The organism is Duganella phyllosphaerae (assembly GCF_001758785.1).
GTDB classification, from domain to species: Bacteria; Pseudomonadota; Gammaproteobacteria; order Burkholderiales; family Burkholderiaceae_D; genus Rugamonas; species Rugamonas phyllosphaerae.
Genome location: NZ_LROM01000056.1, coordinates 43,231 through 61,262, shown reverse-complemented (window position 1 = coordinate 61,262; position 18,032 = coordinate 43,231). Strand labels below are relative to the sequence as shown.

The following is an 18,032-nucleotide window of genomic DNA, read 5'->3' as shown; positions in this document are numbered from 1 at the left end:
GATCGGCCTCAGAACGGCAAGATGCTCTGGAAGAAGCGCGACACCATCGACGCCACTTCCGCCTTGTCCACCTGGCTGCTGGTGCGGTACTCGACGCGGGCGTCGGCCACGGCGGTGGACGACACGGTATTGCCGGTGACGATATTGTCGGGATTGACCATGCCGGAGAAGCGGATGAATTCCACGCCCTTGTTCATGCCGACCTGCTTTTCGCCGGCCACGATCAGGTTGCCGTTCGGCAGCACCTCGACCACGGTGATGCCCATGGTGCCGGTGAAGGCGTTGCTGGCGGTCTGGTTGTCGGCGCCGGAGAAGCTGTTGTTGTTGTTGATCGCCAGCGGGTTGCCGAACGTGCCTTGCAGCGGCTTGGGCAAGCCGATGCTGACCGCGCTGGTCTTGTTGGCGGAATTGGTGCCGGCCTTGTTGGCGGTGGTGCGCTCGGTAATGACCAGGGTCAGCACGTCGCCCACCTGGCGCGCGCGGCGGTCTTCGAAGATCGGCCGGAAGTTACCGCCCTGGTAGATCGCGCCGCTGGTCGGCTTGACCTGCATCTGCTCGGTGGTAAGCGGACGCGCGGTGCGCGGCGAGTCGACAATCGAGGTGGGGGTAACGCTGGCGCAGCCGCTCAGCATGGTGGCGATGGCGAAAACGGCGAAGGTGGCGATTTTCATGGCGTATTCCTTACAGCTGCGACAGGCGCGCGAGCATCTGGTCCGACGTGGTGATGGCCTTGGAGTTGATTTCGTACGCGCGCTGGCTCTGGATCATGTTGACCATTTCCTCGACCACGTTGACGTTGGACGATTCCACGTAGCCTTGCAGGATCGCGCCCAGGCCGTTGGTGCCCGGCGTGTTGGTTTGCGGCGCACCCGAGGCGCCGGTTTCCACGTACAGGTTTTCACCTTTGGATTCGAGCCCGGTCGGGTTGATGAAGGTGGACAGTTGCAGCGCACCCAACTGCTGCGGCGCTACCGTGCCCGGCACCAGCGCCGAGACCGTGCCGTCGCGGCCGACGGTGATGTTTTGTGCTTCGATCGGGATGGTGATCGGCGGTTGCAGCACGAAGCCGCTGGAGGTGACCATCTGGCCGTTGTTATCGCGCTGGAACGAGCCGTCGCGGGTGTAGGCGGTGGTGCCATCGGGCAGCAGCACATTGAAGAAACCGGCGCCATTGACCATGATGTCCTTGTCGTTGCCGGTGGCCTGCGGGTTGCCCTGGGTATGGATGCGCTCGATGGCGACGGGGCGCACACCGGTACCTTGCTGCATGCCGGACGGCAGGTTGGTCTGTTGCGACGACTGGCCGCCGGGCTGGCGCAGGTTCTGGTACAGCAGATCCTCGAACACCGCGCGCGACTTCTTGAAACCGGTGGTACTGACGTTGGCCAGGTTGTGCGAAGTGACGTCGAGCTGCGTCTGCTGCGCTTCCATGCCGGTCTTGGCGATCCAAAGTGAACGTATCATGATCCTTCTCCCGTAGCTTGGATGGGCGTTCGCCACAGCGGCAAACGCTCATCCCACAACAGCATTATGCGGGAGTCGGGGTCAACCCAAAGCGAGGATCTGGGTGGCTTTTGCGGCGTTATTCTCGGCGTTCTTCAACAAGCTCATTTGCATGTCGAACTGCCTTGCCAGGCTGATCATGTTGACCATGGAATCGACCGGATTGACATTGCTGCCCTCGATCACGCCGTCGACGATGCGCACCAGCGGGTCGTTCTGGGCCGGCGTGCCGTCGGCCTGGCGGAACAGGCCATCGTCGCCGCGCAACAGGCCGGCGGTCGGCGGATTGACCAGTTTTAACCGTCCCAGCACGTTCGACGGGCCCGGCTGGAACTCGGTAGACACCGTGCTGACCGTGCCGTCGCTGGCTATCGTGATGTTGGTGTCGGGCGGCACCGCGATGGGGCCGCCGTCGCCGATCAGGGTCTGGCCGCTGGTCGTTTGCAGCAAGCCGTTTTCGTTCACGCGCAGGCTGCCGTTGCGGGTGTACGCCTCCGAGCCGTCGGCCGACTGCACCGCCAGCCAGCCCTGCTCGCGGATGGCGATGTCGAGCGAGCGACCGGTGGTTTGCATCGGCCCGGCGGCAAAATTGGAGCCGACCGTGGAATCGACCACGAAGGCGCGCGTGGGCAGACCGTCCGACATCACCGGCACCGCCCGGAAGGAATCGAGCTGGGCGCGAAAACCGTTGGTGGTGGCATTGGCCAGGTTGTTCGACACGGTGGCTTGCTGCTCCATCACGTGGCGCGCACCGGTCATCGCGGTGTAGATCAGACGGTCCATGGTTTACCTCATCAACGCAGGTTGACCAGCGTTTGCAGCAGCGAGTCTTCGGTCTTGATGGTCTGCGCATTGGCCTGGTAGACGCGCTGCGCGGTGATCATGTTGACCAGTTCCTCGGTCAGGTCGACGTTCGACGTTTCCACCGAGCTCGAACGCAACTGCCCCATCGAGCCGGCGTTCGGCACGCCGATCATCGGCTGGCCCGACGCGGCGCTTTCCGACCAGGCATTGTTGCCCAGCGGGGTCAGGCCATCGACGCTGGCAAAGTTGGCCATGGCGATCTGGCCCATGGGGCGCGACTTGCCGTTGCTGTACTGGCCCAGGATGATGCCGTTCTCGTCGATCGACAAACGCTGCCACGAACCGGCCGAGTAACCATTCTGCACCGAACCGAGGTCGTTGGTGGCGCTGCCGTACTGGGTGGTGTTGTTGAACGTGGTCTGAATCGTCAGCGGTTGCAGCGAGCCGGTGTCCGGGAAGATCGGCAGCTGGATCGCGAACGGCAGCGTTTGCGGCGGCGTGCGCAAGGCCATCGCACCGGGATCGAGGTTGCCGCTGCGGTCGAACTGCAAGGTACCCACCTTGATCGCCGGTACCGTGATGGCGTCGGCCAGCTTGGCGCCGATCTGGTCCGGCGACTGGCCGGTAATGCGGCCGGAATTGGTCGGGTCGAGCGCGGCAAAGGCGGTGTCGAGCGCAGCCAGTTGCGCGGCGCTGGCCTGGGCCGGCGCGGTGGAGGCCGCCGTGCGCATGACCTGGTAAGCCTGGGTGGCGTAGTTTTTGGCGGCCTGGGCGATGGTGTCGGCATCGGGCGGGGTGGCACGGATGGCGTCGTTGTAGGCGGTGCGCGCGGCGGTCACGCCGGCATCGTTGTTGATGGCGGCAGCCACGCCGCCGGAAATGATTTCCTTGTTATCGGCAGCAGCGTACACGTCCCAGACGTTGGCGTCGGTCTTGACGTAGTACGTGGTCATGATGTGCTGGGTGCCGAGGCTGTCGTACACGTCGAGCACGGTCTGCTTGTTGTAGGTTTCCGGGTCGTTGGCGTTGAACGGATTCTTGGCCGGCACCTTCTCGGCCGAGCTCAGGTTCAGGTGGTAGTTGGCCTCGGTGGTTTGCACCGGTTTCAGGTCGGACTTGTCGAGCACGATCGGCACCGGCGCGCCCAGCTGGATCACGCCGGCGGTGTTGGCCAGGTAGCCGGTCAGCACTGCGCCTTGCGCGTTGACCAAAGTATTCTTGTTGTCTTCATGGAACTGGCCGTTGCGCGAGTACTGCACTGCGCCGTTGACGGTCAGGCGAAAAAAGCCGCCGCCGTTGATTGAAACGTCGAGCGGGTTGTTGGTGGTTTCGATATTGCCCTGGGTGAACTGCTGGGCCAGCTTGGACGTCATCACGCCGATGCCGGGGTTTTGGCCGGAAACACCGTTGAGCGAATTGGCGTACAGGTCGGCAAACTGGGCTTCCGAACTCTTGAAGCCCACAGTGCTGGCGTTGGCAATGTTGTTGCCGATGACAGACAGCGATTTCGATGCGGCGTTCAGGCCGCTCAGTCCTTGTTGGAACATGGTATTCCCCTATCAGGTGCAAATGATTGTACGCAACTGCAACATGCAATTGCAGTGTGCGACTACAAGACTTCTTTGACTTCCGCCAGCGTAAAGTGCCCGAGCGAGGTATTGAGTTTCACGCCGGCGCTGCCGGTGGACACGCTCGCCACCGCCGCCAGTTGCAGCTGGGTCGCGTTGTCGAGCGCCTTGCCGCCGGTGGTGGCCTTGACCGTGAACGTGTAGCTGCCCGCTTCGGCCACGGTTTTGTCGTCCTTGGTGCCATCCCAGGTGAGCGGGTAGGTGCCGGCATCGGCACTCTTCATGCTCATGGTGCGCACCGTCTTGCCGGTCTTGTCGATGATGTTGATATCGACGATGTCGGCCGGCGAACCGAGCTCCACGCCGAACACGCTGGTGTTGGACTTGGTGCCGTCGGCGGCGGTGGCGGTGCTCAGCTCGATGCCCTTGCCGGCCACCAGCACGCCCTTGCCGATCAGGTTGGTCGCCGTCATCGACTGCGCGCTGGCCTGGTCGGCGCGCAACGATTCGAGCGTGGCGTTGACCTTGTTGATGCCGGTCACGGTGGACAGCTGCGCCAGCTGGCTGGTCATGGCGGCGTTGTCCATCGGGTTGAGCGGATCCTGGTTCTTCAGCTGCGTGACCAGCAGCAGCATGAACTTGTCCTGGTCGGCCTGCACGCTGTCGGTGGAGGTGGTGCTGGTGCTCGAGCTGGTGGCCACCGAATTGGTGGTCACGGTCTTGGGCGTGTCGATAATGCCGGCGATTGCCATGATGATTCCTGTCAGTTCTGACCGATGGTCAGGGTTTTGTTCAACATCGACTTGGCCGCGTTCATCACTTCCACGTTGTTCTGGTAGGAACGCGAGGCAGACAGCATGTTGACCATCTCGTCAACCGGGTTGACGTTGGGCATGGTGACGTAGCCCTTGTCGTCGGCCAGCGGATTTTGCGGGTCGTATTTCATTTTCATCGGCGACTGGTCTTCCACCACCTGCTTGACCCGGACGCCGGTGGACGCGCCGCCATTGGTCGGCGGCGTCGCTTCGAACACCACCTGGCGCGCCCGGTACGCTTCGCCGGTGGAGCTGGTGCCGCTGTCGGCATTGGCCAGGTTGGACGCGGTGACGTTGAGGCGCTGGGCCTGCGCGCTCATGGCCGAGCCCGACACATTGAAGATGCTGAAAAGTGACATGATCGGCTCCCTTAGTTACCGGACTGCAGGGCGTTCATCATGCCCTTGATCTGCGCGTTGATCATGGTGAGGCTCGCTTCGTAGCGCACCGCGTTGTCGGCAAACTGGTTGCGTTCCACGTCCATGTCGACCGTGTTGCCATCGACCGCGCCCTGCACCACGCCGCGGTACAACAGCGGCGTGCCGTCGGCCAGCAGGCCACCGTCAGATGGCGGGTTCGGGAAGTGGCGCGCAGCGGTCGTCTTCATGCTGGCGGCTGCGGTCGGGCTGGCTTTTTCCACGGCCGCCTTCATGGCGCTGGAAAAGTCGATATCCCGCGCCTTGTAGTTGGGCGTGTCGGCATTGGCGATATTCGAAGCGAGCACGGTCTGGCGCTTTTCGCGCAGGTTCAGGGCCGATTCGTTAAAGCGCATGTAGTCGTCGAGCTTGGAAAGCATGATGGCCTCCGGGTGTATTAACAGGATCGATGATACGGAGTTGCTCTCGTGAACCATCAACCGAGCAGCAGCGGCTTTTCCACCCTATTCCTCGCTTCAAGCACGGCGTGGTTCTCTATCATGGCAACATTGAATGGAAGGTCTGCGCCATGAACCCACGTCTCGTTACCTTATTGATTACCGCCGCCTTGGCCGCCACCGTCTCACCGGCACAGGCGCAACCAGCGCAGGGCCGCCAGGATGCGGCCGGCATCAAGCGCACCGTCGAAGAGTTCCTCAAGATACAAAGCGGCGGCCTGCCCGGTCAGGTCACGGTGGCCGTGGGCGCGATCGACCCGCGCCTGAACCTGGCCGCCTGCCCTGCCCCGCAAGCGTTTTTCTCGCCCGGCGCACGCGCCTGGGGCAAGACCACGGTGGGCGTGCGCTGCACGGCGCCCGCCGCCTGGACCCTGTATGTACAAGCAAGCGTGACCGTGATGGGCGACTATGTCGCCAGCGCCGCGCCACTGGTGCAGGGCCAGGAGATCGAAGCGCGCCAGCTGGTCGTGCTGCAGGGCGACCTGACCAGCCTGCCTGCGGGCGTGGCCACCGATGTCAGCCAGGTCATCGGCCGCAGCACCAATGCTTCGTTGCCACCTGGCACTCCCTTGCGTCTTGATACCTTGCGCAGCAAGCCGGTGGTGCAGCCGGGCCAGCTGGTCCGGCTGGTGTCTTCGGGCAGCGGTTTTAGCGTCTCGTCCGAGGCCCGCGCCATGAGCGGGGGCGCCGATGGCCAGGTGGTACGGGTAAAAACTGCCTCGGGGCAACAAATCAGCGGCATCGCAAAGCAAGGCGGACTGGTGGAAGTGGCGTTCTGATAAAACGTCACGGATTTTGGTCGCAACGGCGCTAAAGTTTTTCAAGCGCGCGCCGTTATAGACTCAGATCCCGGAGTATCACACTCCACCCAGTGAAGGAAGTGCTGTGAAAATCAACGATACAACTTTAAAGAACCCGCCAGGCTTGCCGGCGGCGAACAGTACGCCCACCTCCACCACCCGCAGCGCGGAGACGGCGGTGCAGTCGTCCACCCCGGCCGCGACCGACAGCGTACGCTTGTCGCCGCAGGGCCAGGCCATGGCAGCGAGTGCCGCCAATGGCGCGGGCGCGGTGTTCGACAGCAAGAAAGTCGAACGCATCAAGCTGGCGATTGCCGATGGGCAGTTCCAGGTCAACTCGGAAAAAGTGGCGGATGGCTTGCTCGATACGGTCAAGGATCTGCTGCACTCAAGACAACGTTAGGATAGACAATGACCACGGTCACCCCGCTCGACAACCTGCGCGAAGAAGCGCACATCATGACCACCTTGCTGGACTTGCTGAAGCAGGAGCAACAGATGCTGGTATCGGCGGAGATCGAAGGCCTGGATGTAGTCACCAGCAAGAAAACCGCGTTGATCACGCAAATGACCTTGCTGTCGGCCCAGCGCCATCGCGCCCTGGGCAAGGCCGGTTTCCCGGCCGAAGAAGCGGGCATGGAGGCGTGGATTACCGCCAGCGGCGATGCCAGCATCGCCCAGGCCTGGGCCGCCCTGCTCGAGACCACGCGCGAAGCCAAAGAGCTCAACCGTGTGAACGGCATGCTGATCAACAAGCAAATCAATAACACCCAGGGCGCGTTGGCGGCCCTGCGGCCTACGGCCGGCGGTCAGACTTACAGCGCGACCGGCATGTCGAATCCGATTCCACGCAGCCGCGGCTTCCTCGCCGGCTAATCGTTTTTACCCCGCACAGCAAAGCGCCAACGCACGCGTACAGGGTCACAGTTGCCGGGTTACTGCTGCGGCACCACCTCGGTTGGCAATTCGGTGACCGGATCGGGCAGGCCCGACAAAATCGTTACCGCCACCCGGCGGTTGCGGGCGCGGCCGATGGGGTCGTCGTTGGAGGCGACCGGCACGTTCGAGCCGAAGCCCACTGCCGTCAGGCGGGTCGGCGCCACGCCGTTTTCCACGAACAGGCGCACCACGCTGCTGGCGCGCACTGACGACAATTCCCAGTTCGACGGGAACTGCGCATTGCTGATCGGCAGGTCGTCGGTGTGGCCCTCCACTTGCACGTTGTGGGTATCGTTCTTGAGCAGCACGCCCACCGCGCTCAGCGCTTCCACCGATTCCGGCGTCAGGCGCGCATCGGCCGGGTCGAACAGCACGCTGGCGTTGATTTCCACGCTCACGCCGCGGCTGTTTTGCGTGACCCGCACTTTCCCTTCCTTGACCAGCGGCGCCAGCGTGGACAGTAAATCCTGCGCCAGCCTGGTCATCTCCTGCCGCTCCTGCTTGAGCATCTCGGCGCGGCGTTTCAGGGCGGGATTGGGGATCGGCAGATTGGGCACCTCGGTGTTGGTCACCGGCGCGGCGCCGGCGCCGCCGAAAGCGTCACCGAGGGCATCGGAAAACACCTTGTACTTGCCAATATTGACCGACGAGATGGCGTACATCACGACAAAAAACGCGAACAGCAAGGTGATGAAATCGGCATACGAGATCAGCCAGCGCTCGTGGTTTTCCACTTCCTCGTCGAATTTCTTGCGGGCGCGCCGGTAGTGCATATCAGTGCTCACGCATCAGGGTGGCGATGCGTTCTTCGATCACGCGCGAGTGGTCGCCAGTGGCGATGTCGTAAAACACGGCGGCGGCAATTTCCTGCTGGTGGACGTTCTGGTTGACGATGGCCTTGAGCTTGTTGGCAATCGGATAGAAGAACAGGTTGGCCAGGCCCACGCCGTAAATCGTCGAGACGAACGCGACCGCAATGCCGGCGCCCAGCTTGGTGGGGTCGGTCAGGTTTTCCATCACGTGGATCAGGCCCAGCACGGCGCCCAGGATGCCGATGGTAGGCGCGTAGCCGGCAGCGGACTCCCACACCCGCACGGCCAGGCGCTCCTCGGTTTCGTAGGCAGTGATTTCGGTGTCGAGCAGCTGGCGCAGCTTGTCGGGATTGATGCCGTCGACGATCAGGCGCAAGCCCTTGGTATTGAATTTGTCTTTCGACGCCAGCATGTGGCGCTCGAGCGAGAGCAGGCCGTCGCGGCGCGCGGCCAGGTTCCAGGCGCTGATGTCGCGCGCCAGGGCGGCGCGGGTATCGGGCGGCGGCGCAAACACCATGCGCAGCATTTTCATGCCACGCACGAAGGTGCGCAGTTTCGATTGCAGCAGCACGGCGCCGAAGGTGCCCACCACCACGATGGCAAACGCGGCCGGCTGCACCAGCGACGACAACTTGCCACCTTCCATGGTCTGGCCGATGGCGATGCCGATCAACGCAATGACGACACCGGCTATGCTGGCCCAGTCCATGCCTTCTCCCTCAGATTGGCCCGCAGGCGCGCCACGGCTTGCGTATGCAGTTGCGATACGCGCGATTCCGACACGCCCATGACGGCGCCGATTTCTTTCAAGTTGAGCTCCTCTTCATAATACAGCCCCATCAGGATCTTCTCGCGCTCGGGCAAGGCGTCGATGGCGTTGATCACGGCCTGGCGGAAGTCGGTGTCGAGCAGCGCGCGCAGCGGATCGGATTCTTCATCGGAACAGTAGCGGTCGAGGAAGCTGTCGTTGCCATCGTCGTCGTGAAAATCCTCGTAGTACACCAGCTGGTGGCCGCCGCCGTCGGACAGCATGTCCTGGTAGTCGGACAGCGACAGCTTGAGCGACTTGGCCACTTCCGACTCGGTCGGTGGATGGCCGAGCTTTTGCTGCAGCGTGCTCATGGCCGCTTCGATCTTGCGCATGTTCTGGCGCATCGAGCGCGGCAGCCAGTCGCTGGTGCGCAGCTCGTCGAGCATGGCGCCACGGATGCGCAGCACGGCATAGGTCTCGAACTGCGCGCCATGGGTTTCTTCGTAACGGTTGATGGCGTCGAGCAGCCCGATCATGCCGGCCTGGACCAGATCATCGACCTCTACGCTGGGCGGCAATTTTGCCTTCATGTGGTGGGCAAGACGCTTGACCAACGGCATGTGCTGCGTCAGCAAGGTGTTCTTGTCCGCTTTCCCTTTGACCGTGTACATAGCCTATTATTTTACTTTCAAGCGCTAAAGTGATTGCCGCTCCCCGTCTGGAAAGTAGGCGAGCCAGCCAGCGCAAAGCGCCCCGCCAGTTGACGAAAGGCCACCGATGCACCGGCCAGCGGAAACGCATCCACCACCGCGCGCCCCAACCGCGCGGCGCGCTGCAGGTATTCATCGGCCGGCACCGAGCCCATCGAGACCAGGTTGACGGCCAGGTAACGGCTGGCAGCTTGTGCCATATTATCGTAAACCAACTTCGCTTCGGCCTCCGATGCGCCGGTGACAAGAATTCCGAATGGCCGGCGACCGAACTCCTGGTTCAATTGCTTGATCAAACTGTAGGCAGCCTTGATCGAACCGGCGTTGGCCGACACCTGCACCACGATCTCGGAACTGGCCATCACCGGTACGGGGAATGACTCGCCGTCGAATTCCCCATCGACGATCACCATGCCGGTCTGCTTGACCAGCACATCGAAGGCCTTGGCCAGGCGCCGGGTTTCGTCGGGACCGGTGCGCGGCATGCCGCGTGTCATCGACGCCACAGAAAAGCCTTGCGGCGCCTGGTGCAGCACCTGGTTCAGTGCGCATTCCTGGCGCGCCACGTTGAGCAGGCTGGCGCCGCCGTCGAGGCCGAGCCGGCTGGCCACGCCGCGCGCGCTGGCGCAGGCGTCCATCAGCAGCACGTCGTTGCCGGCCCGGGCCAGCGAGGCGCCCAGGTTGACCAGCATGGCGCCCTTGTCGTCTTGCGCGGTGGCGGACAGGAAGGTAACGATGCGGGGCTTGGGCCCCGCCAGCATGCGGCGCAGGCCTTCGGCCTGGTCGAAATCGAAATTAGCCAAGGTGGACCTCGCGCATCGCAGTATGTTGATTGCCCGACATCAGCAATGGCAGTTCATTGTCCAGGTACTGGGTGTTTACCACGTCGCGTTTCAACTTGAACGCGCGGTCGATCAGGTAGGCCGGGTCGGCCAGGTGCAGGTCTTCCGGCACGCGCTGGCCATTCGAGACGTAAAACAGGTTGAGCTTCTGGCGGATCACCACGTCGAGCACGTTGCCGATGGCGGCCGCTTCGTCGAGCTTGGTCATGATGCAGCCGGCCAGGCCGCTGCCCTGGTAGGCGCGCACCACTTCCGACAGGGTTTCCTGAGTGGCCGTGGCGTTCAGGCACAGCAGGCGTTTGACGTCGGCACCGGCGCCTTGCAGCATCGAAACCTGCTCGGTGACCATCTGGTCGCGCTGGCTCACGCCCACGGTATCGATCAGCACCGTGTGCTTGTTGCGCAATTCCTTGAGGGCAATGCGCAGGTCCGCTTCATCCTTGACCGAATGCACCATCACGCCGAGGATCTTGCCGTAGATGCGCAGTTGTTCGTGGGCGCCGATACGGTAGGCGTCGGTGGTGATCAGGGCCAGCTTTTCGGGGCCGTGGCGCATCACGCAGCGCGCAGCCAGCTTGGCGGTGCTGGTGGTCTTGCCCACGCCGGTCGGCCCCACCAGCGCGAACACGCCGCCCTGGTCGATCAGCGCATCTTCGTTGGTCATGGCCGACAGGTTGCGCGTCAACACGGTTTTTATCCAGCGCATGCTGTCGGCAGCGTCGCGGCCGGCCGGCAGCTTGTCGATCAGGTAGCGCGACAGGCTGGCAGAGAAACCGGCGGCCAGCATCTCGCGCAGCACGGCGGCTTTTTGCGGCTCGCGCGCTTGGGTGCTGCCCCAGGCGATTTCCGCCAGCTGGGTTTGCATCATGCCGCGCATGGCGCGGATTTCGCTCATCATGTCCTGCATTTCCAGCGCCGCGCTCTGCTTGGCGCTGGCCACGGCGGAGGCCACCATGGCGCTGACCTGGGTGGCGTCCAGCTGCGGCGTGCGCGGCTGGGCCGGCATGGCTGGCGCGGTTGCAGATGCAGCAGCGGCAGCGGTCTTGGTGGCGAACGATGATGGCGAGGCGACCACGCGGCGTGCCGGTTGCGGGGTTGCTTGCTGGGCTTGCTGGGCGTGCTGAAATTGCTGAGCTTGCTGTGGGGCTGGCTGCATGCTGCGCTGCACCGGCTGCATCGGCTGCATGGCCGGTTGCACAGCTTGTGTCTGGCGCGGCGCCAGGCGTGGCGCTTCGTCTTCGAAGTGCGGCTCCAGGCGTGCATCGAGGCGCTGGCTGCGCTGGGCGATGGCGGCATCGAAGTCGAGCGACGGGGCCGGCTCGGCCATCGGCGAGTGCGGCGCCGGCATCGCCAGCGAAGCGGCATCGTCATTGGCCAGGGCCAGGATTTCAATCATACCGTCGGCCTGGCGGTTGGACAGGATCACGGCGTCTGGCCCCAGCGCTTCCCGGACCTTGCGCAATGCCTCGCGCGACGTGGGCGCGGTGAATTTTTTCACGTTCATGGCCGGCTCCCGAGGAACTGGCTGACGCGGGGTGGCAAGGTAATGTAGGCCATCAATGACTCCTGTAGCTTGAGCGATGCATCGCGCGGCTGCGACGCTTCTATCACTCGGACAGTGCCATTATTGACGATGCACTCAGGAAACGATCTGATGAACAGGTGGGGAAATGGGCCGCATTTCAATGCGGCCGAGTACGGTGTTCATTCGCTGCGAAATACAGCGTCGAGCGAGTCGGCGTGGACCGAGTTTTCGGCCCAGCGGGTGATCTGCCGAGTATCGGCTGCATCGATGCGCGACTGCGCCGATGGATCAAGCGGGCCGAAGCGTGCTTTGAGCACCAGCGCCAGCATGTCGGCGGCTCCGCGCCGCTGTCCTTGCTGCAAGCCCTCATCAATTCCCTGCTTGCGTCCTTCATCAAGCCCCCGCTTGCGCCCTTCATCAAGCCCCCGCTTGAGCCCTTCGCGCTCACCAATTTCCATTCCTATGCGTTCGATAGAAGACAAATAAGTCATGTCAGATCTCCTTTCAAATTGAACAATCCCGGTCCGCAGACGCTGTTCCAGCGCTGGCGGCAGCCGCATGATCCAGTCCATCACCCGATACAGGTCGATGATACGCTGCCGGTCCCAGTCGCGCTCGTACAACATTTTGGTGAGCCGCCACTTGGCGATGCGGCGGCGGTGGGCATCGTTACGCGTATTTTGCGCCAGCAGATGCGCCGCGCTCACCAGCGCAAACGGGTTGTCCTGGTTGGCCAGGTCTGCGATCACATACGCGTAATCGTGCATTTTTGCGATCGGAAAATCAAGCTGCATGGTGCAGCCCAGTTGCCGCCAGCCGAAGCCGGTCGGACGCCAGTAGCGGTTGTCGTCAGTGAGCAAGGCCATGCTGGCCACCGGGTGCCGATAGCGGTCGTACACGCGGTAGTTGTAGACAAACATGCGCTCGGCAAAATCGGCATCGCGCCAGCCCTGCACTTCCAGCTGCACCAGCACCCATTGTTCGTCGCCGTCGAGCTTGTGCACGCTGACCAGTTTATCGAGCAAGCGCTTGCCCAGCTCGGCATCGCGCGACAGCGCAGCCAGTTCCTGGTCGAGAAACACGTGCGGCAGCGACCAGTCGATTTGCGCATGCGCCTGGGGGAAGTAGAAAGCCATGAACTCGGGAAAGTGGTGGATGACCACTTCCTTCCATGGCGAGTCGTAATCGTCGCTCATGTGGCCAGTGTAGACTTGCCACAGAGCGCCGATTGATGCTGCTCAAACGAGCTTGATTTACCCCGGCTGTTGGCCGACCAGGGCCGTTACGCGGATGGTTTTACTCTCCGGGATCTCGGCATGCGACAGCACTTTCAGCTGCGGCAGCGCGCGCCGCAGGAAGCGCGACAGCAAGGCGCGCAGCGGGCCCGGCACCAGCAACACTGGCGTCAACCCCATCGCCTCCTGCTGCTGCGCCGCTTGCGCGGCCTGTTGGGCGATGGTGTCGGCCAGGCCCGGCTCGATGCCGGCGCCGTCCGGGCCGCTGGCGGCCAGCGCCTGCATCAACAGGCGTTCCAGGCGGTTGTCGAGGGTCATCACCGACAGCTCGTTGGTGCCCGGGAACAGCTGCTGGACAATCGCGCGTCCCAGCGCCATCCGTACCAGCGCGGTCAGGTCGCCCGGGTCTTGCGTGTGCACGGTGTGCTCGGCCAGGGTTTCGATGATGGTGCGCATGTCGCGAATGTGCACGCCTTCGACAAGCAGGTTCTGCAGCACTTTCTGCAAGGCGGACAGCGACACCATTTTCGGTACCAGGTCTTCCACCAGGCGCGGCGCTTCCTTGGCCAGGTGGTCGAGCAGCGCCTGCACTTCGGCCCGGCCCAGCAGTTCGGACGCATGGGTGGAAATCAGGTGGTTCAGATGCGTGGCCACCACGGTGCCGGCATCGACCACGGTGTAACCCATGCCTTGGGCCTGGTCACGCAAGCTGGCGTCGATCCAGGTGGCCGGCAGGCCGAAGGCGGGATCGGTCGTCACCAGGCCTTGCAGCGTGCCGCTGGCCATGCCGGGATTGATCGCCAGGAACTGGCCGTTGAACGCTTCGCCCATGCCCACTTCCACACCCTTTAGCGTGATGCGGTAAGCCGAAGGCTTGAGTTCCAGGTTGTCGCGGATGTGTACCGGCGGCGCCAGGAAGCCGACCTCCTGCGCGAACTTCTTGCGGATGCCCTTGATGCGCTTGAGCAGCTCGCCGCCCTGGGTCTTGTCGACCAGCGGGATCAGGCGGTAGCCCACTTCCAGGCCCAGCGTATCGACCGGCATCACGTCCTGCCAGCTGGCCTCTTCCTGCTCGGGCGCCGGCGGCGCGGCAGCTGCCGCTGCGGCGGCTTCCGCCTCTGCCTTGGCGGCCTTGGCCACCGGGCTGCCTTCGACTTTTTGCTTGCGAGCCATCATGTAACCAGCACCGAGGATGGCGCCGCCGATGGTCAGGAACATCAGGTTAGGCATGCCGGGAATCAGGCCCAGGCCGAAGATGATGCCGCCGGTAACATACAGCACTTCCACCCGCGCAAACAGTTGCGACACCATCTGGGTGCCGATGTCTTCTTCGCTGGCCACGCGCGAGACCACGATACCGGCCGCGATCGAAATGATCAGCGACGGGATCTGCGCCACCAGGCCGTCACCGATGGCCAGCAAGGTGTAGATCTGCGCCGCTTCGCCAAACGGCAAACCGTGCTGGATCACGCCGACCAGCAAGCCGCCGATGACGTTGATCACGGTGACCAGGATGCCGGCCACGGCGTCGCCGCGCACGTATTTGCTGGCGCCGTCCATCGCGCCATAGAATTCCGCCTCCTGCGAGACTTCGTTGCGGCGCTTGCGGGCGTCCGCTTCGCCGATCAGGCCTGCATTCAGGTCGGCGTCGATCGCCATCTGTTTACCGGGCATGGCGTCCAGGGCGAAGCGCGCGCCCACCTCGGCGATACGGCCCGCACCCTTGGTCACCACGATAAAGTTGATGATGGTGAGGATGATGAACACCACGATACCGACCGTGTAGTTACCACCGATCAGGAAGTGGCCGAACGCTTCCACCACTTTACCGGCTGCATCCGCCCCGGTATGGCCTTCGGTCAGCACGATACGGGTGGACGCCACGTTCAGCGACAGGCGCAACATGGTCGAGACCAGCAGCACGGTCGGGAAGGCCATGAAGTCGAGCGGCTTGACCGTGTACAGGCTGGTCAGGAGCACCACGATCGCCAGCGCGATATTGAAGGTGAAGAAAATGTCGAGCACGAACGCCGGCAGCGGCAGGATCATCATCGACAACATCATGATCAGGAAGATCGGCGCCGCCAGCGAGGACTTGTTCTGGCTGGTCGCCAGGCCTTGCAGCCATGGCGGCATTTTGACGTTGCTTAAGGCGCTCATGCGGGTGCTCCGTTATCCAGATTAGGTTTATTGCCAAACTTGTCCACGTACGCCGGGTTGTGCGGATCGAGTTCCGGCGGCACGTCGAGTACTTTCGGTTCGGTCGGACGCGGTGCGCCGCCCTTGCTGTACATGCGCAACTGGAACACGTAGGCCAGCACTTCGGCCACGGCCGCATACAAGGTGGCGGGGATCTCGTCGCCGATTTCGGCATGCTTGTACAACGCGCGGGCCAGCGCCGGTGCTTCGAGCATGATGACCTTGTTCTCGCGGGCGATTTCGCGGATCTTGGCGGCGGTTTCGTCGGTGCCCTTGGCGATCACCTTGGGTGCGCCGCGCATGCCGTCGTTATATTTGAGCGCTACCGCATAGTGGGTAGGATTGGTCACGACCACGTCGGCGGTCGGCACGTCGGCCATCATGCGGCGGCGGGCCATCTCGCGTTGCAGCTGGCGAATCTTGCCCTTGATTTGAGGATTGCCGTCCGACTCTTTCGATTCCTGGATCACTTCCTGGCGCGTCATCTTGAGCTTGTCGGCGTAGTGCCACAGCTGGTACGGCGCGTCGATCAGGGCGATCAGGCCGAGAGCGCCGACGATGTACAAAAAGCTGCTGCCCAGCATATTGAGCATGTGGGTGGTGCCGAGGCGCAGCGGCTCGACGGCCAGGCCGATCACGGCGTCCTGCTGTTTCATCATCACCATCCAGGCCACCACGCCCACCACCACGGCCTTGCCGATGGCCTTGAACAATTCCACCAGCGCGTTCTTGGAAAACATATTGCTGATGCCGTTGATGGGGTTGAGCTTGCTGAACTTGGGCACGAACGCCTTGGCGCTGAACAGCCAGCCGCCGATCAGGATCGGCGAGATCACCGCCACGAACATCAGCGCCAGGCCCAGCGGCAGGCAGGCGAGCAGCACCCGGCCGATATCGAGCGCCACGCGCTGCAGCAATACATTGGAATTGAAGATCTGTTCCTGGTCCAGGGTCAGGCCCGAGACCAGCGCGGAATTGAGTTGGCGCACCAGGCCGTCGCCAAACGTCCACAGGCCGACACCAGCCGCCATCAGCACGGTAAACGTGGCCACTTCCCGCGAACGGGGAATGTCGCCTTCCTCACGCGCTTGCTCGAGGCGCTTCGGTGACGCTGCTTCGGTCTTTTCTGCGTCGCTGCTGTCTGACATGGTGTGTCTGCCGCATGGTTTATTTCGATGTTGCCATTATCGAGTGCGGCAACATCACACCATCGGGGGAATACGGCGGGTTTTCCGTGTCAGATCAGTGATTCCGTGTGGAAATTAACGGCGTCTGACATCGCCTTCAAGGCAAGGCGCAGCGACGAAGACAGTACGAATAGTACGGCGAGGCGCTGCAACGCCGCTCTGGAGGCTTAGTCAGCTAGTCGGGGTGAGCTTGGCCATTTGTTCGGCAGTGAGAAAGCACCATTCGCCCTCTTCCAGCCCCAGCTCTGCCAAAGTCAGGGTGCCGATGGCGGAGCGGTGCAGGGCGCTGCAATGGTTGCCGGCAGCGGCCAGCATGCGCTTGACCTGGTGGTACTTGCCCTGTTCGAGCACGATTTCCAGCTGGTGTTCGCCGCGCTGGACGCAGGTTTGTGCCGCCAGCGGCGCCGGCTCGTCGTGCAACTGCACGCCCGCCAGCAGCTGGGCGACCAGTTGATCGGTCACCGGGTCTTGCGTGGTGGCCTGGTAGATTTTGGGAACATGGCGCTTCGGCGACGATTGGGCGTGGATAAACGGCCCATCGTCGGACATCAGCAACATGCCGGTAGTATCGTGGTCGAGCCGGCCCACCGGCTGCACTTCGCGCCAGGTAAATTGCTCGGGCAACAAGGTCAGTACGCCAGGATGGTGGCTGGGCTTGCGCGAACACTCGAAATTGGCCGGCTTGTACAGGGCGATGTACACGTGCTCGCGCACCACCCATTCCTCCTCGAACACGGTCAGCACCAGGCCGTCGGTTTCCAGGGTTTGTTTGTAGTTGTCGTGTACGACACCGGCGATGCTCACTTCGCCGTCTTCGATGAGGGCGCGGCAGTACTTGCGGGTGCCGAAGCCCTGCGATTGCAGGATGCGGTCCAGGGATAATTTGCTCATGGGCCGAATTTTACAGGATGGCCCGGGGGTGGCGCATTATTGATACACATCAAGTTCCTGGATGTTCGCGGCGTTAGACTCAAACCGCATTAGGAATTCTCCTAATGCACTAGGAATACTCAGCAGGAAGCACATCATGCCCACCACCTATATCCGTAAATTGATGGCCCGTTCCCACGCCGCCACGCACCGCACCCAGCTGCTCGTCAGCCGTTGCCGTCTCGGCTGCTGGCCCGCAGCCGGGCAAAACCCTGCCCCCCTTATCAGCGCGCAGGCCGCCTGGTACGCACGACAACAACAACATTTTCTGGATTGGCTGGACCGGGGTGGCATGACGCAAGAATCGCCGCAAACGGCAGGCACAATAGGAAACAGCGGCATTGCGCCGCTGTTTCCAGCACCCTGTTCGGGTGCTGACGAGGAATTAAAATTCTCTCAAGTCCACATGCAAGATGCGGTAAGGTAGTTCAGTCTTGGTGGATCAAGCTAAGCTTCAACTTCTGCTGACAACGAGATAAACAGTTTATATCGACCTCCCGGGGAAAGAACTACACCACCACTATAGCCGAACTGGTAG

General features: G+C 62.8%; 20 protein-coding genes. 4 read left to right on the top strand and 16 right to left on the bottom strand.

Translation table 11 applies throughout. From position 1 onward, the window contains the following. Nucleotides 1–8: 8 nt before the first annotated feature. From DUPY_RS05375 to flgB, 7 genes are all read right to left on the bottom strand, one after another. Nucleotides 9–671, bottom strand: coding sequence for a flagellar basal body L-ring protein FlgH (locus DUPY_RS05375; protein ID WP_070246804.1), 663 nt, complete (start codon nucleotides 669–671; stop codon nucleotides 9–11). Nucleotides 672–681: 10 nt separating this feature from the next. Next, nucleotides 682–1,464, bottom strand: coding sequence for a flagellar basal-body rod protein FlgG (flgG, locus tag DUPY_RS05370; protein ID WP_070246803.1), 783 nt, complete (start codon nucleotides 1,462–1,464; stop codon nucleotides 682–684). Between the two features lie 81 nt (nucleotides 1,465–1,545). Further along, complete coding sequence (flgF, locus tag DUPY_RS05365) at nucleotides 1,546–2,286, bottom strand: flagellar basal-body rod protein FlgF (protein WP_070246802.1); 741 nt, start codon at nucleotides 2,284–2,286, stop codon at nucleotides 1,546–1,548. Between the two features lie 11 nt (nucleotides 2,287–2,297). Continuing rightward, the gene (locus DUPY_RS05360; RefSeq protein ID WP_070246801.1) at nucleotides 2,298–3,854 is read right to left on the bottom strand and encodes a flagellar hook protein FlgE; all 1,557 of its coding nucleotides are present in this window, start codon (nucleotides 3,852–3,854) and stop codon (nucleotides 2,298–2,300) included. A gap of 62 nt (nucleotides 3,855–3,916) precedes the next feature. Continuing rightward, entirely contained in the window at nucleotides 3,917–4,627 is a 711-nt protein-coding gene (locus DUPY_RS05355; RefSeq protein ID WP_070246800.1) for a flagellar hook assembly protein FlgD, read from the bottom strand. An 11-nt stretch (nucleotides 4,628–4,638) separates the two neighbouring features. Then, on the bottom strand, nucleotides 4,639–5,049 hold the full coding sequence (gene flgC, locus DUPY_RS05350) for a flagellar basal body rod protein FlgC (protein ID WP_019922847.1): 411 nt from the start codon (nucleotides 5,047–5,049) through the stop codon (nucleotides 4,639–4,641). Between the two features lie 11 nt (nucleotides 5,050–5,060). Further along, nucleotides 5,061–5,486 (bottom strand): flagellar basal body rod protein FlgB, encoded by a 426-nt coding sequence (gene flgB / locus DUPY_RS05345; protein WP_019922848.1) that lies wholly within the window; start codon nucleotides 5,484–5,486, stop codon nucleotides 5,061–5,063. A gap of 149 nt (nucleotides 5,487–5,635) precedes the next feature. On the opposite strand from flgB, the gene flgA reads away from it, so the two are divergent. The 3 genes from flgA to DUPY_RS05330 all read left to right on the top strand — a co-directional run bounded on the left by flgA (nucleotide 5,636) and on the right by DUPY_RS05330 (nucleotide 7,240). Then, nucleotides 5,636–6,343, top strand: coding sequence for a flagellar basal body P-ring formation chaperone FlgA (flgA, locus tag DUPY_RS05340; protein WP_070246799.1), 708 nt, complete (start codon nucleotides 5,636–5,638; stop codon nucleotides 6,341–6,343). A gap of 106 nt (nucleotides 6,344–6,449) precedes the next feature. Further along, the gene (gene flgM, locus DUPY_RS05335) at nucleotides 6,450–6,767 is read left to right on the top strand and encodes a flagellar biosynthesis anti-sigma factor FlgM (RefSeq protein ID WP_070246798.1); all 318 of its coding nucleotides are present in this window, start codon (nucleotides 6,450–6,452) and stop codon (nucleotides 6,765–6,767) included. A gap of 8 nt (nucleotides 6,768–6,775) precedes the next feature. Beyond that, nucleotides 6,776–7,240: a flagella synthesis protein FlgN gene (locus DUPY_RS05330; RefSeq protein WP_070246797.1), complete on the top strand. Its 465-nt coding sequence runs from the start codon at nucleotides 6,776–6,778 to the stop codon at nucleotides 7,238–7,240. 59 nt (nucleotides 7,241–7,299) lie between these two features. Here the strand turns inward: DUPY_RS05330 and motD are convergent, their stop codons facing one another. The 9 genes from motD to DUPY_RS05285 form a co-directional block, all read right to left on the bottom strand. Next, the gene (gene motD / locus DUPY_RS05325; protein WP_070246796.1) at nucleotides 7,300–8,076 is read right to left on the bottom strand and encodes a flagellar motor protein MotD; all 777 of its coding nucleotides are present in this window, start codon (nucleotides 8,074–8,076) and stop codon (nucleotides 7,300–7,302) included. A gap of 1 nt (nucleotide 8,077) precedes the next feature. Continuing rightward, entirely contained in the window at nucleotides 8,078–8,824 is a 747-nt protein-coding gene (locus DUPY_RS05320; RefSeq protein ID WP_070246795.1) for a flagellar motor protein, read from the bottom strand. Beyond that, nucleotides 8,806–9,537, bottom strand: coding sequence for an RNA polymerase sigma factor FliA (locus DUPY_RS05315; protein ID WP_070246794.1), 732 nt, complete (start codon nucleotides 9,535–9,537; stop codon nucleotides 8,806–8,808). Before DUPY_RS05315 ends, DUPY_RS05320 begins: the two co-directional genes overlap by 19 nt. A 17-nt stretch (nucleotides 9,538–9,554) precedes the next feature. Further along, complete coding sequence (locus tag DUPY_RS05310; protein ID WP_070246793.1) at nucleotides 9,555–10,379, bottom strand: MinD/ParA family ATP-binding protein; 825 nt, start codon at nucleotides 10,377–10,379, stop codon at nucleotides 9,555–9,557. Then, nucleotides 10,372–11,922 carry a flagellar biosynthesis GTPase FlhF gene (gene flhF / locus DUPY_RS05305; protein WP_070246792.1) on the bottom strand — a complete coding sequence of 517 codons (1,551 nt, stop codon included), beginning with the start codon at nucleotides 11,920–11,922 and terminating at the stop codon, nucleotides 10,372–10,374. Before flhF ends, DUPY_RS05310 begins: the two co-directional genes overlap by 8 nt. Before the next feature lie 200 nt (nucleotides 11,923–12,122). Continuing rightward, nucleotides 12,123–13,139: an RpnC/YadD family protein gene (locus DUPY_RS05300; protein ID WP_070246791.1), complete on the bottom strand. Its 1,017-nt coding sequence runs from the start codon at nucleotides 13,137–13,139 to the stop codon at nucleotides 12,123–12,125. Nucleotides 13,140–13,196: 57 nt separating this feature from the next. Continuing rightward, nucleotides 13,197–15,338 (bottom strand): flagellar biosynthesis protein FlhA, encoded by a 2,142-nt coding sequence (gene flhA, locus DUPY_RS05295; RefSeq protein WP_070246790.1) that lies wholly within the window; start codon nucleotides 15,336–15,338, stop codon nucleotides 13,197–13,199. Continuing rightward, nucleotides 15,335–16,525, bottom strand: a complete 1,191-nt coding sequence (gene flhB, locus DUPY_RS05290; RefSeq protein WP_070246789.1) for a flagellar biosynthesis protein FlhB — start codon at nucleotides 16,523–16,525, stop codon at nucleotides 15,335–15,337. The genes flhA and flhB overlap by 4 nt, the downstream gene beginning before the upstream one ends. 210 nt (nucleotides 16,526–16,735) lie before the next feature. Next, on the bottom strand, nucleotides 16,736–17,455 hold the full coding sequence (locus DUPY_RS05285) for a pseudouridine synthase (protein WP_070246788.1): 720 nt from the start codon (nucleotides 17,453–17,455) through the stop codon (nucleotides 16,736–16,738). A gap of 136 nt (nucleotides 17,456–17,591) precedes the next feature. Between DUPY_RS05285 and DUPY_RS27485 the strand changes: the two genes are divergently transcribed. Next, a complete protein-coding gene (locus DUPY_RS27485) occupies nucleotides 17,592–17,921 on the top strand; it encodes a hypothetical protein (RefSeq protein WP_229255247.1) in 330 nt (109 codons plus the stop codon). The last annotated feature ends 111 nt before the right edge of the window (nucleotides 17,922–18,032 follow it).